Raw genomic sequence first — 13,279 nt, 5'->3', positions numbered from 1 at the left:
CTTAATTGATTAGTTCGCTCTAGATCAAAAACAATTGACAAAAATCGCTGAATGCCTTTCTATATAAGTGTTCCATCCCTTATAACCCCCGTCCATTGCATAACACAAACCGAAGAGCCCTCTTGGGAATCTTATCTTTAGAATGACTGCCTAGCTAAACGGCTGCAGCTCTCTTCGGTTTGGTGGGTAAAATGTATTCTAAGATACAGTCCTGCTGGGGAGGGAGTGGAAGGAACCACAGAGACACAGAGGACACAAAGATTGATCGCTTCTATAGTAAGTTAAACTGATCACACAGAACCTAGAAGAGCCACGGCTGCTCATTTATTGACTTAAATCTATAATATGCCAGCAATTTTTTTGATTATTAACCACATGACAAAGTGGCCACTGCTGTGGTATTAATTTAGGATAGGAAGTTTTCGGGAGTCAGTCGTCGGTCGTTCATACCAAATTAGCCTACACTTCATCTTGATAAGAAAGGCTAGATTTTTTGCAGCTTCTTAGGGAAATTATGACCACTAATCCTCTTAACTCGCTCATTTTAGAGCAGATTAGTCATATCTGTGAGCAATACTCGATCGAAAGTCGTATTCTCGAAGATTTTGCCGATTTTGTCATCAAAAACCACCGCAAAAAGTCGCCTAAACCATCGTTAACTAAATCAAAAACTACAGCCACCACCACCACAGGCTCAAAAGTTAAACCTTTAACTCTAACGCAACTTAAACAGGCAGTTTATGCCTATTTTGAGGTTAGCAATACCACAGAATTAAAAAAATCGAGTATGTTTCAAATGGCTACTAGAGCCTTTGATAACATCAATTTATCTCAGCGAGAAAGTTGGGAGGTTATCTACAGGAAATATATCGGTATTCTTCCCGAAGAAGATTACGAACAGGGGAAAGATTGTATCAACGGTATCAACATTTTTAAATACTTTCGTCCCTATCGTGTTTTCGATCTTGATCCAAACACTGCCAGCAAGGAAGACATTAAAAATGCTTATTATCGTCTTTCTAAGATCTATCATCCCGATAACCAAGAAACAGGAAACTCTCACATCTTTGATCGTTTGACTGTGATGTATAAGTCTATCACCACGGAGATAAAATAATCATGCCTCGCAAAAAAGAAATTTTTACTATCAGAGAAGCTGAACTAATTCAATGGCTTTCCATTTCTCATAAAAGATTGGATGAAATCGTTAGCTTTTTTGATGCTGATCCTAATGATGATTGGGATTTAGTTGAGGGTGACGATTATCAATTTGTCAATAAGGAGAAGAAACTCCGTAACTTTTCCCCTAAAGGTGCTTTTAAAATTGCTTCCTATATCGAGAAGAATGAAAAGCGAGGAATTTTCTACAAATTTAAAGAATTTTTTACTAAGCACGATCAAAAAATTCGTCGCTCTTTGGCACGAAAATTAATTTTTGCTGAACTCATTGACTCTGGCGAAATTCAAGTTTATCAAGGAGTGGCTATGATTCATAAACAGAGTTTACGGCGAATTTTAGAAACTAATGGAGCCAAGCTAAATAAAACCGTGAATCATCTTCAGCAAAGAACTGATAAACCTCTAGAATTAGGAGTAGATTTTTACGAAGATGAAAAAAGAGAGTTTTGGTTCTCTGAAAGTGGAATAGTGATGATTTCTAAATCCATGAGTGAAACTTTGACGAATAAATCGCGCCAAGAAATGTGTAAAACGATTGCAATGGAGTTTCCTCTTGCCTTTAAAGAAATTCAGGAAAATCTAGATGACGATACCAAACAAAAAATCGAGATTGAAAAGGCTAAAAAACGAGCTAAAACTAGAGATAAAAACACTTGTCAGGTGACAGGGCAAAAACCGGATAAAGATGTAAAATTTAATCTCGCTGTCCATCATCTTTACTCTGTCCAAAAATATCCCCATCTAGCGACATTAGATCTGAATTTGGTGACTATTAAAGAAGAAATTCACCAAGAATTCCACGGTAACTTAGGGGGATTTCATCAACCTTGTACAATCGAGGATTTTATCGAATTCTTACACGTTTACTATCCCGAACATCATGGTAATTTAGCCTTAAAACTTCAGAAAACTAAGAAAAAACTGGAAAAATTAGCTAAATAATCATTCAATTTCGGGGGGTGAATAGATCCAAAGTGATTATCCATTTTTTTAGGGAAAGAACGACCACATCTCATCATGAGCGATAATTAATTTATCTTGAGGTTTTGCCAAAACTCCGATCTGACGAGGAACAGCTGCATCTAAATCATTGGCAACTATTGTCAACTCCGCCCATAGTATATATGATAGTTGAACTCTAATTTAGGATCTAGCTGGGTCTAGAGAGGATAACATGGATAAGATCAAGGTAGGATTGTTGTTTGGTGGTCGATCGGGAGAACACGAGGTATCTATCAATTCGGCTCGATCGATCCTGCAAGCTTTTAATTACCCCGAAAATCTTGACAAATACGCAGTTATCCCCTTCTATATCGATAAAAATGGCTGTTGGCATTCGGCAGCAACTGCTAGACAAATTTTAACCTCTGGGCAACCCCTAGCTATTGAGAGTAATATAAAAGTCAATATCTGGCAATTTCCCCCAGAAGTGAGGGAAATGGAGGTTTGGTTTCCAATTCTCCACGGACCGAATGGGGAAGATGGCACTTTACAAGGATTACTCACTCTCATGCGGGTTGCTTTTGTGGGTAGTGGGGTCCTGGGTTCATGCCTAGGCATGGATAAAATTGCCATGAAAACTGCTTTTGCAGCCGCTGGATTACCCCAAGTTAAGTATAAGGCCGTAACCCGCTCGCAAGTGTGGTCAAATGCCTGTATTTTTCCGCAATTGTGCGATCAAATCGCCGAGGAAATAGGTTATCCTTGTTTTATTAAACCGGCTAATTTAGGTTCTTCGGTGGGTATTAGTAAAGCGCGCAACCGGCAAGAATTAGAGGCTGCTTTAGATAGTGCTGCTAGTTATGATCGACGGATTATTGTTGAAGCAGGAGTAACCGCAAGAGAAATCGAATGTGCGGTTTTAGGTAATGATAATCCCCAAGCTTCTTTGGTGGGAGAAATTACTTTTGATAGTGATTTTTATGACTATGAAACTAAATATACTGACGGGCGATCGAGGATGGTGATTCCCGCTAATATTCCCGATAAAATTGCTAATCAAGTGCGAGAAATGGCTGTAGAAGCATTTAAAGCTGTGGATGCTGCGGGATTGTCGCGGGTGGATTTTTTCTATGTGGAAAAGACTGGGGAAGTGTTTCTCAATGAAATTAATACTCTGCCGGGGTTTACTAACTTTAGTATGTATCCCCAACTCTGGAAAGCCACCGGTTTAGAGTTTGATAAATTGGTCGATAAGTTAGTAAAATTAGCCTTAGAAAGACAGGAAAAATAAGGTTAAATTACCAACATTTCTAGGATAGGAATTACCTAAACTAGAGATATTGATCAATTAGATAGTTTCGGGATCAATGCCCAATTCTCGTAATTTTTGGGCTAATTTTTCCTTTTCTAAGATAGCTTGTTCTTTTTCTAAAAGAGCCTGTTCTTTTGCCTTTCGTTCCTGTTCCTTTTCTAAAAAAATCTGTTCCTTTGCTTGTCTTTGCTCTAATTCAGCTTCTTGGGGAGTGGGAACCAATTGACCATCGGTGGTAAAATAACGCAGTTTACGGTCAAAAATGCCTAAATATAGTTCTAATTGTTCACTCCATAAATAGCCGTTTTCATTAGCAGCAATAGCTTGATATTGTCCCGCAATTAATCTAAATCCTTGCAGTTCTAAACTTTCAGGATCAAACCAGAAATAGTTAGGAGTCCGAAAGGTATTTTGATAGAGATTTTTCTTTTTATTGCGATCGATATTAGCAGTGGATGGGGAAAGAATCTCCACGATTACATTGGGATATTTACCCCCTTCTCCCCAGACTACCCAACTTTTACGCGGATGTTTTTCCGTATCTAAGACTACAAAAAAATCAGGACCACAAAAATCACGTTTTTTTAGTTGTTCTTCGTTATAGTAGATGGTAAGATTGCCCGAAGCATAGTAATTACTTCTTTCTTGCCATAACCTTTCCAAACAACCGATCAGAATTGTAATTTGTTGCAGATGTAGATCACTTTCCAAAGGTGGTTCATCACTCCATAAATCGGTGGGGGGACAGGTAACTTCCGGTAAAATGTCGAGAGTTGTCATAGTTTTTCCCCGTTATACTAGCTTGGTTTAATTATAACTGTTAAGCTGTTAAATATTTAAATTGCTTGTTGAGATGAGGCAAGAGGCAACAGTATGGTCATAGAAAACTAATTTTTGGCTGAATCACGAGTAAAACTGTAGATAATTTGGGTAGCTAATTGTGGTAATTGTGAGAAATCTTCATCGGACATTTTTTGACGATCGAGTTTCATTTGTAATCCCGTCATCGAATCGTCTCCGTCGGAAATTAAAAATTCTAAGCGTTCAATTTCCGACCAATCTTTAATGTCATTTAATATCTTGTCAATAACCAGAAGATAAGGATGGGAAGGATTTTTATACCAATTACTGCTGACACCCTGACGAATATCTAAACCTAAATGTACGATCAAAGGGGCGCGATCAAAAAGAGCATTGGCTACCGGTCGGGTTTCTTCTTGGAGAGATAATTGATTAGCGCGACTTAACTGCCGTAATTTCTCTAATTGATGATATCTTTGCGAAATTGACGGCGGATTTTCCCCCCAACTGAGAGCGATGGTGACTAGATAGGTTTGTAGGAATAGATGTCCTAACTTTTCCGCTTTTGTGGCCAGATAATTGGAATTATAATCATTAGCCTCGATCAGCAAAGGTACTCGCTCGACTATTTCCAAACCATAGCCTTTTAATCCGGCAATTTTACGGGGATTATTGGTAATTAAACGAATATTTCTCACCCCCAAATCGTTGAGCATTTGCGCTCCCATGCCGTAATCGCGCAAATCGGCGGGAAATCCTAACCTTTCGTTGGCTTCCACCGTATCTAGTCCTATATCCTGTAAAGAATAGGCTTTTAGCTTATTAATTAAGCCAATTCCCCGGCCTTCCTGTCGCAGGTAAACCACCACCCCTAAACCGTTGTTTTCAATCATTTTTAGGGCACTTTGCAACTGTTGCCGACAATCGCAACGCAAGGATCCCAAGGCATCTCCGGTCAGACATTCTGAGTGCATTCGTACCATTACAGGTTGATCACCAAAGAGAGCGGGATCGCCTTTCACAATAGCGATGTGTTCGGTTTGATCTAATAAATTTCGGTAGGCATAAAGCTGAAAAGTACCGAATTGACTGGGAAAATTACAGACCGTTTCCCGATGGACAAAGCGATCGTGTTTTAAGCGATAACCGATCAGATCGGCAATGCTAATTAACCTGAGATTATGTTGACGAGCGTATTCAAATAGTTGCGGTAAACGGGCCATGGAACCATCGGGATTTTGGATCTCACAGATAACTCCCGCCGGATACAACCCGGCTAACCGAGCTAGATCCACGGCTGCCTCCGTATGACCGGCGCGTTTTAAGACCCCACCGGCTTTAGCACGAATCGGGAAGACATGACCGGGACGGGTGAGATCGTCGGGACGAGTAACCGGATTAATGGCAACTTGCACGGTTTTCGCCCGATCTTCTGCCGAAATGCCAGTTTTAACCCCTAAATGGGGAGCGGCATCGATGCTAACGGTAAAAGCGGTTTGATTGCTATCGGTGTTTTTTGTCACCATCAAGGGTAATTCGAGAGCATCAAGACGCTCTCCCGTCATTGCCAGACAGATTAAACCGCGAGCTTGCACTGCCATGAAGTTAATCAGATCGGGGGTGGCAAATTGGGCCGCACAGATTAGATCTCCTTCATTTTCGCGATTCTCATCATCAACTACTACAATAGCCCGTCCAGCTTTGATTTCCGCTAAGGCAGTATCGATAGAGTCAAAAGCGATCGAAGTGACAGTCACAGGCATTAAAACGATAGAACTATTTTCATTCTACAGGTTTGCTCGATCTGCTGAGGGTCAATTTCTGCCAGTTCCCTAGAAAAAAGTCTCCCGGTGAACCTGACGGCTGCCCGGGAGACTTTTAGTTATCTTAAGCTAGAAAATTAATTCAAACTAGCGGGGGTGATGCTGGCAACTTTGCCACCGAGACGGTTGATCTGTTGCAGGGTGTTATTTAACTGTTCAAAGGGGACGATAATCGCTTTGCTACTGCGACGGACACGGGGATAACCCGGTTTGCTGATGGCGGCAATTTCCACGCGATAGAGCTTACCCACATCACCATAGGCCACACTACCACCAAGAGCTTTACTGGGGGTGTTGCGTTGAGCAGAGGGACGATAGGCCCAACCATCGCTGCCACCAGAGGGACCGACCACTGCCGAAGCGCCGTTTTGGGCTAATTCCACCGCTAAACGGGAGGTTTTGCCGGCAATCTGAGAGCGATCGCTGTTGGCATAACCGCGATAGAGTTGGAACATCCGGGTAAATCCCACGGTTTTTTGACCGGGTTGGCTGGCAAAACCGCGATAGTAGGGAACGATGCTATCACCGAAGTTTTCGGTATATTCGGCGGAATCGATGTAGGAGTCGATATCGGCCTCGAATCCTTTGTTTTCGTAGAGATCGAGGTGATAGACCACTTCCGACTCATCGTAGGGAGCGCGACCTAAAAGATGTTTGATATTAAGTTCGATGACGCGGGTTTGGAAGTTACCGTAGAAGAATTTGTTCTTATACAGTTCCGATTTGGCCACGGCGCGGACGAATTCCCGCACGGTGATCGAACCATTGCAGAGTAAGGATTCGGCACTGGTAAGGCGCTCGGAACGCATGATATAGTCATTGCCTAGCACCTGACGATAGACGGCGCGAATAACCGCCTGTGCGTCGTCACGGGACCAATCGGGACGTAATTCCACGGGAGCAACCTCGCTAAAAGCGGTTGTCCCTAAACGGGAAGCTGAGGTAGTAATTGCCACTAAAGTTCTCCTACAAAAAAATGATCGTTTTCTGACCCCTCAAAACTAGGGGAGGATCAGTTCGATTACTTGGCCGCCTTGACGATGGATATAACAAGGTCTGGAAGAACAGGTGATTGCTAACCCTTTTGCTAACAACCTCCTGTCTTTCCAGACCAGCAGTTTTTTCGATTGGACTAGCTGAGAGCGTTGATCGCGTAGTCGATATAGGAGTTGGCTTCTACTGCGGGGTCGCCACTTAAACCATGGTTGGCTTTGATATATTTGAGAGCTTCGATGTACCAGCTAGGAGACAGGTCGAAGGTGCGGTTGATTTCGTCGATACCAGCGATAAGGTACTCGTCCATCGGACCGGTTCCACCAGCAACTAAGCAGTAGGTCACCATGCGGAGGTAGTAACCGATGTCACGAGCGCATTTTTCTTTACCGCGTTGGTCCGCCGCAAAGTTAGCCCCTTGCATTTGGGTGGTGTAGGGGTACTTGTTGTACACAGCTTGAGCAGCACCGGAGATCAAAGAACTAGCTTTTTCGGTTAAAGCTTTAGCGGCGGTGAGGCTGGCAGAAGCTTGACGAAAACGACCGAAAGCAACTTGGATTTCGGTGCTGCTTAAGAAACGACCTTGAGAATCAGCGGCTGCTACGGCTTCGGTAAGGGGGGTTTTCATTGTTTGGTATCTCCCAATAATCTTGCAATAAGTTTCCTACGGTTTAATTGAGACTAGCCCTAGGGACTAGGCGACAGCAGCGGCGGCGCGGTCGAAGTAGCTGGCAATTTCAGACATTAAAGCACTGCAATCGCCGGGGGTGACACCGTTGCGATCGTTAGCGATGGACAAAGCAGCTTCTTTCATTTTGCTTACGCCAGCGGCTACGGAAGCTCCTGGTACTCCTAAAGCTACATAGGTTTCGCGAAGACCATTTAAGCAACGATCATCGAGAACACTGCCGTCGCCAGCGAAGGTAGCGTAGGTGACATAGCGCAAGATGATTTCCATGTCGCGTAAGCAAGCGGCCATACGACGGCTGGTGTAGGCATTACCACCGGGGGTGATCAGTTGGGGCTGTTCAGCGAACAGGCTACGAGCGGCGTTGGCAACGATGGTGGAAGCGTTACTGGTGATCCGGTTAACAGAGTCCATCCGTTTGTTGCTGTCGGCAACCATGGCGCTCAGAGCGTCTAGTTGCGAAGAGCTTAAATATTCGCCGCGAGCATCAGCTTGGGATACTACCCGGGTGAATGCGTCAAACATTGTGACAATCTCCTAAATTTAAATGGGATTTGCTTGCAATTAAAAGGTTTTCCCTCTTAAGGGATTTCACGGTGAGCCTAGACGAGCCTTGACCGTGATTGTTGCGATTTACTTTAAGAAACCTGAAAAAACTTCATGGCTCTCTCATAAATCACCTAAGGAGGTTAAACAAGTATCCAGCTTAACTTTTGTCTGTTATCTTGGCCCCTCAAGTTAAATTTATACACTGCTGTCGAAACTTTGTTTGTTACATATTATTAAGTTTTTTGCTGTCTTTTTGTAACGGTCACTTAACAATAACTCGATCGAGTTGGTCATCAATTCCTGACATGGCTCAAAGCCTCTCACCGTCAGGAAATCAGAGACAGCAAGGCTTTAAGGGTATAAAGAGCAGCAAGATAAAAATTTTAAGTTTTTTTTAATATTTCCCCGCTTTCCCTTCCCCTATTACCCAAGAATTGCCCTTTCCAGCCCTCCAATTACGATGAAGTTTTGTAAAGAAGGGTGTGGGGAGTGGGGAGTGGGGGGGTGGGGAAGTGGGGAGCGGGGAAGTGGGGGTGTGGGGAAGTGGGGAGCGGGGAAGTGGGGGGGTGGGGAAGTGGGGAAGCTGTCTCATCACCCTATCACCCCAAAACCCTATCACCCCAAAACCCTATCACCCTATCTCCTGACGACCGACGACCGACGACCGACGTTAAACTAGAAATCGGTGCTCAAAAAATCTAGCCGTCCGAACCCGATGATTTCCTCCTTTCCCGTTCCTAATAGCTTAAATTGCCCTCAAATTCGCCTTGCCATTCGTTGCCTGCAGCCGCAATTAGTCCACTGGCGCCGACAAATACACCAAAAACCAGAACTAGGCTTTCAAGAACATCTCACCGCCTCCTTAATCAGTCAAACCCTGACTAAATACGGAATTGACCATCAAACCGGCATCGCCGGCACTGGAATTGTCGCCACCATCGCAGGCAGTCAACCGGGGCCGGTTTTAGCCCTGCGGGCTGATATGGATGCACTACCGATCGCCGAAGAAAACCAAGTCCCCTATCGTTCCCAACATCCGGGCCAAATGCACGCCTGTGGTCACGATGGCCACACAGCGATCGCCCTCGGCACGGCAGTTTACATAGCACAAAACCGTCACGATGTCAAGGGGACAGTAAAAATTATTTTCCAACCCGCCGAAGAGGGGCCGGGGGGGGCGAAACCGATGATCGAAGCGGGAGTGCTGAAAAATCCCGACGTGGACGGAATTATCGGGCTGCATCTCTGGAATAATCTGCCTTTAGGGACAGTGGGCGTGAAAAATGGTCCCTTAATGGCGGCGGTGGAATGTTTCGATCTCCAGATTCAAGGCCGGGGAGGCCACGGGGCAATTCCCCATCAAACCGTCGATTCACTACTGGTGGCGGCCCAAATCGTCAACGCCTTGCAAACCATCGTCGCCCGCAACCTTAACCCCCTCGATGCTGCCGTGGTGACTGTGGGTAAATTAGCAGCGGGAACCGCTAGAAACGTGATCGCCGATAGTGCTAATCTCAGTGGGACGGTGCGCTATTTCAATCCCCAGTTAGGGGGCTATTTCCGACAACGGATGGAAGAAATTATCGCGGGCATCTGTCAAAGTCAGGGGGCTAGTTATCAATTCGATTACTGGCAATTGTATCCCCCGGTAATCAATCATGATCAGATGGCGGAATTAGTGGAATCAATCGCCGAACAAGTGGTGGAAACCCCGGCCGGAATCGTTCCCGAATGTCAAACCATGGGAGGGGAAGATATGTCCTTCTTTTTACAGGAAGTACCGGGCTGTTATTTCTTCTTGGGGTCTGCCAATCCCGAATTAGGATTAGCCTATCCCCACCATCATCCCCGTTTTGATTTTGATGAATCGGTGTTAGCGATGGGAGTCGAGATTTTTGTCCGTTGCGTCGAAAAATTCTGCAACTCTAGGACTTTCTAGAAATCCGTTCAAGGTGAACAGTTTTTGTCAAACCTGAAACCGCTAAACTGATCACTGAATCAGACGAGTAAAAAAACCCATGAATAATAATATCCAGGAAAACGATGCCCAACGGGTGAAAATCCTCAGCGAGGCCCTACCCTATATACAAGAATTTCGCGGTCGTACCGTAGTGGTTAAATACGGTGGCGCGGCCATGAATAACAGCGATATCAAAGACACGGTCATGCGAGATATCGTTTTTCTCTCCTGTGTGGGGGTTCGTCCCGTTATTGTCCACGGCGGCGGTCCAGAAATCAATAGTTGGCTGGATAAATTGGGCATTGAACCTCAATTTAAAGACGGTTTACGCGTCACCGATGCCGACACCATGGATGTGGTAGAAATGGTGCTGGTGGGACGCGTCAATAAAGAAATTGTTGCCCTGATCAATCAAGCCGGCGGTAAAGCGGTAGGATTATGCGGTAAGGATGGCAATCTGATCACTGCTCGTCCCGTGGGTAAAGAGGGCATTGGTTTTGTTGGAGAAGTCAGCAGTGTCGATACCAGCGTCGTCGAATCCTTGGTCAATAGTGGTTATATTCCCGTGATTTCCAGTGTGGCCGCCGATGAAACCGGCCAAGCTCATAATATCAATGCCGATACGGTAGCCGGAGAAATAGCAGCGGCTTTAGGGGCAGCTAAACTGATTTTGATGACCGATACAGCCGGAATTTTAGAGAATTACAAGGATCCTTCCACTTTATTGGCTAAATTAGATATCCAACAGGCCCGGGAGTTGATTCAAAAAGGCATCGTTGCCGGCGGGATGATTCCCAAAGTTGGCTGTTGCGTGCGATCTCTGGCCCAGGGAGTTCAGGCCGCTCATATTATCGATGGTCGTCTTCCCCACGCCCTTTTACTGGAAATTTTCACCGATCAAGGCATCGGTTCCATGATTGTGGCCTCCGGTTATACTAATCTATAGTAGTAATTACCGTACTTTTGGTGAAAAAGACTTGCCTAAAACCAGAGATCTGGTGTACAAGTAAGTTAATAAATGCGCTTCTCACTCCTTTGTAATGGCAAAAGTCTTAGAAGTTAGTTTAGTCGGGAAGCGCAAAATCCGAAGTTTTCATAGCAATTGAATTTATGACCAAACAAGCTGTAGCTCACCCGATGGTGAAGTTTCAACGCAAGGTTAGCAAGTGGATAGATGCAAAAGTAGTCAAACCTAGCGATAGTATCTGGAAACTGGCTCTTTTATACGGAGATGAGTGGGCATACTGGAAGCAAGAGTTGCTCGATTTCGGTTTCTCCATGCAAGACCCTCTCAGCGAAGTGGTAGCGGTAGAAGCTTGGGACGAGGAATAAGCGACCATCGACTCAAAAGCAGCTTTCTACCAAGATTATCGCCATGGGATCGACTCCGATTATCCTTTCCGCTCTGGTTATCTTATCCTTAAGCGCGAGTTGTTCTCCCGGGACCGAAACCCAACCACCGCCACCGGCGGCCCGTACTACTACCGTCAACGTCACCACCGCTAAACTGGCAACCATCGGAGGCAATCTCGACTACACGGGAACCACCCGACCTTTAAAAGTCGTTTCTTTGCGATCGCAAGCCACGGGTCAGTTACTCAATCTCCTCGTCGATGTGGGAGATGAGGTGCAATTAGGACAAATCCTCGCCCGTGTTGATGATCGTCTCCTCGCCACCGTTGTCCGGCAAGAAAAAGCCGCCTTGTCGGCCCTAGAAGCGGAATTAGCCCGGGCGAGAATTGAAGTCAGTAACGCTGAAATTGAAGTGGAGCGCCTACAACTACAATACCAACAGACCAAAAATGATGCCGAGCGCCTGCAAAAATTAGCCCTAGAAGGGGCGATTCCCCTGCAACAGGGCGAAACAGCCCAAACTACGGCGGCAGTGGCTTTAAAAGCCGTTAATAGCGGGCGATCAAGAATTAAAGTCGAGGAGCAGGTAGTGGCGGCAATTATCGGCAGAATTGCCGCCCAAAAATCGGTCATCGCTCAGGAACAACAACGTCAGGCCTACGCTATTCTTAAATCACCAGCGACGGGGATAGTGATCGAAAAACTGAAAGAGCCGGGGGATTTAGTCAGTATCGGCGATGAAGTCCTCAAAATTGGCGATTTTCAACAGGTCAAGGTGGTAGTATTATTATCGGAATTGGATTTAAAAACGATTAATTTAGGACAAAAGGTTAATGTCAGCCTTGATGCTTTCGGTGAGAGAAATTTTTCCGGTCGCATCACCAGGATTTTTCCCCTCAGCCAAGGCACGGCCCGGCGGATTCCCGTGGAGATTGCTCTACCCAATGGGGATGGTTTAATCAAAGGGGGATTATTGGCCCGGGTACGGTTTAATAATAATTCTGCCCCTCAGGTGATTGTTCCCGAAACAGCAATTGTCAGTCAAGGGGAATCCTCGGCAATTTTCGTCCTTTCCGAGTCTAACTCGCAAGTGGAAAAACGTCCCGTTCGTCTCGGTCAAGCGCTTGACGGTCAAGTAGAAATTATCACTGGACTCGAACCGGGGGAGCGTTTCGTCGTTAATAGTAGTAAACCTTTGCAAAATGGTGAAAAAGTCCGGGTCAGTATCCTAAGTAATCCTTGATCAAACCATTGCAGATACCTTTGAAGAGGTTCAGGAAAATATTAAAGAAGCGATTGAACTTTACCTTGAAGTTTTGCAAGAACGCGGGGAAACCATTCCAGAACCCACAACTAAAGTCGGATTGGTTGGAGTCGCTGCCGGAGGGTTCTTGCCGACTACCCAAAAACTGCTGGGGTTTCACTGACGAAGAACAAGGGCGACCTGATCAGCTACGATTGACAGGGCAATCGCACGGGTTGTCTTGCTCTTTTTTCTCACAAATTTAATTTTCGCACAGGTCTAAGTAGGGTTTGCTGACAAAGTTTTTCGTGGGGGTAGGGTGTGGGGTGTGGGGTGTAGGGTTTTACCGATTTTCAGGGGGTCAATTACCTAATTTTCAGGGAAAAAGTGCCTAAATTTCCCCCCCGATCACCCCAAGGTCTGGCACTTTTTGATG

The 13,279-nt window shown here is 45.1% G+C and carries 12 protein-coding genes; 7 read left to right on the top strand and 5 right to left on the bottom strand.

Annotated features, from left to right (window positions below; translation table 11 throughout):
- Positions 1-514: 514 nt before the first annotated feature.
- From EWV68_RS21885 to EWV68_RS12200, 3 genes are all read left to right on the top strand, one after another.
- Positions 515-1,117: a J domain-containing protein gene (locus EWV68_RS21885; RefSeq protein ID WP_110578493.1), complete on the top strand. Its 603-nt coding sequence runs from the start codon at positions 515-517 to the stop codon at positions 1,115-1,117.
- Positions 1,118-1,119: 2 nt separating this feature from the next.
- Complete coding sequence (locus EWV68_RS12205) at positions 1,120-2,121, top strand: hypothetical protein (RefSeq protein WP_287169925.1); 1,002 nt, start codon at positions 1,120-1,122, stop codon at positions 2,119-2,121.
- A 232-nt stretch (positions 2,122-2,353) separates the two neighbouring features.
- A complete protein-coding gene (locus EWV68_RS12200; protein ID WP_287169923.1) occupies positions 2,354-3,412 on the top strand; it encodes a D-alanine--D-alanine ligase family protein in 1,059 nt (352 codons plus the stop codon).
- A gap of 57 nt (positions 3,413-3,469) precedes the next feature.
- On the opposite strand, the gene EWV68_RS12195 is transcribed toward EWV68_RS12200, so the two are convergent.
- The 5 genes from EWV68_RS12195 to cpcB form a co-directional block, all read right to left on the bottom strand.
- Positions 3,470-4,213 carry a Uma2 family endonuclease gene (locus EWV68_RS12195; RefSeq protein ID WP_287169921.1) on the bottom strand — a complete coding sequence of 248 codons (744 nt, stop codon included), beginning with the start codon at positions 4,211-4,213 and terminating at the stop codon, positions 3,470-3,472.
- Between the two features lie 107 nt (positions 4,214-4,320).
- A complete protein-coding gene (gene ribBA, locus EWV68_RS12190) occupies positions 4,321-5,997 on the bottom strand; it encodes a bifunctional 3,4-dihydroxy-2-butanone-4-phosphate synthase/GTP cyclohydrolase II (protein WP_287169919.1) in 1,677 nt (558 codons plus the stop codon).
- A gap of 137 nt (positions 5,998-6,134) precedes the next feature.
- Positions 6,135-7,013 carry a phycobilisome linker polypeptide gene (locus EWV68_RS12185; protein ID WP_002736362.1) on the bottom strand — a complete coding sequence of 293 codons (879 nt, stop codon included), beginning with the start codon at positions 7,011-7,013 and terminating at the stop codon, positions 6,135-6,137.
- Positions 7,014-7,189: 176 nt separating this feature from the next.
- On the bottom strand, positions 7,190-7,678 hold the full coding sequence (gene cpcA, locus EWV68_RS12180; RefSeq protein WP_004268966.1) for a C-phycocyanin subunit alpha: 489 nt from the start codon (positions 7,676-7,678) through the stop codon (positions 7,190-7,192).
- Positions 7,679-7,744: 66 nt separating this feature from the next.
- Positions 7,745-8,263 carry a C-phycocyanin subunit beta gene (gene cpcB / locus EWV68_RS12175; protein ID WP_004268967.1) on the bottom strand — a complete coding sequence of 173 codons (519 nt, stop codon included), beginning with the start codon at positions 8,261-8,263 and terminating at the stop codon, positions 7,745-7,747.
- Positions 8,264-9,002: 739 nt separating this feature from the next.
- On the opposite strand from cpcB, the gene EWV68_RS12170 reads away from it, so the two are divergent.
- The 4 genes from EWV68_RS12170 to EWV68_RS12155 all read left to right on the top strand — a co-directional run bounded on the left by EWV68_RS12170 (position 9,003) and on the right by EWV68_RS12155 (position 12,843).
- Positions 9,003-10,226, top strand: coding sequence for a M20 metallopeptidase family protein (locus EWV68_RS12170; protein ID WP_287169926.1), 1,224 nt, complete (start codon positions 9,003-9,005; stop codon positions 10,224-10,226).
- Between the two features lie 79 nt (positions 10,227-10,305).
- Positions 10,306-11,193, top strand: a complete 888-nt coding sequence (gene argB, locus EWV68_RS12165; RefSeq protein ID WP_061430248.1) for an acetylglutamate kinase — start codon at positions 10,306-10,308, stop codon at positions 11,191-11,193.
- A 164-nt stretch (positions 11,194-11,357) separates the two neighbouring features.
- Positions 11,358-11,579 carry a DUF4327 family protein gene (locus EWV68_RS12160; protein ID WP_061430249.1) on the top strand — a complete coding sequence of 74 codons (222 nt, stop codon included), beginning with the start codon at positions 11,358-11,360 and terminating at the stop codon, positions 11,577-11,579.
- Positions 11,580-11,622: 43 nt separating this feature from the next.
- Positions 11,623-12,843: an efflux RND transporter periplasmic adaptor subunit gene (locus tag EWV68_RS12155; protein ID WP_061430250.1), complete on the top strand. Its 1,221-nt coding sequence runs from the start codon at positions 11,623-11,625 to the stop codon at positions 12,841-12,843.
- Positions 12,844-13,279 lie beyond the last annotated feature (436 nt).

Source organism: Microcystis sp. M_QC_C_20170808_M9Col, assembly GCF_007095495.1.
Taxonomy (GTDB): Bacteria; Cyanobacteriota; Cyanobacteriia; order Cyanobacteriales; family Microcystaceae; genus Microcystis; species Microcystis aeruginosa.
This window is presented reverse-complemented; position numbering and strand designations above follow the sequence as displayed.

Bases quoted from the DNA above. Each gene is read 5' to 3' on its own strand.
- EWV68_RS12195 (WP_287169921.1), bottom strand. From the start codon at position 4,213: ATGACAACTCTCGACATTTTACCGGAAGTTACCTGTCCCCCCACCGAT.
- cpcA (WP_004268966.1), bottom strand. From the start codon at position 7,678: ATGAAAACCCCCCTTACCGAAGCCGTAGCAGCCGCTGATTCTCAAGGT.
- EWV68_RS12160 (WP_061430249.1), top strand. From the start codon at position 11,358: ATGACCAAACAAGCTGTAGCTCACCCGATGGTGAAGTTTCAACGCAAG.
- EWV68_RS12200 (WP_287169923.1), top strand. From the start codon at position 2,354: ATGGATAAGATCAAGGTAGGATTGTTGTTTGGTGGTCGATCGGGAGAA.
- EWV68_RS12155 (WP_061430250.1), top strand. From the start codon at position 11,623: ATGGGATCGACTCCGATTATCCTTTCCGCTCTGGTTATCTTATCCTTA.
- ribBA (WP_287169919.1), bottom strand. From the start codon at position 5,997: ATGCCTGTGACTGTCACTTCGATCGCTTTTGACTCTATCGATACTGCC.
- EWV68_RS12205 (WP_287169925.1), top strand. From the start codon at position 1,120: ATGCCTCGCAAAAAAGAAATTTTTACTATCAGAGAAGCTGAACTAATT.
- EWV68_RS12170 (WP_287169926.1), top strand. From the start codon at position 9,003: ATGATTTCCTCCTTTCCCGTTCCTAATAGCTTAAATTGCCCTCAAATT.
- argB (WP_061430248.1), top strand. From the start codon at position 10,306: ATGAATAATAATATCCAGGAAAACGATGCCCAACGGGTGAAAATCCTC.
- EWV68_RS21885 (WP_110578493.1), top strand. From the start codon at position 515: ATGACCACTAATCCTCTTAACTCGCTCATTTTAGAGCAGATTAGTCAT.
- cpcB (WP_004268967.1), bottom strand. From the start codon at position 8,263: ATGTTTGACGCATTCACCCGGGTAGTATCCCAAGCTGATGCTCGCGGC.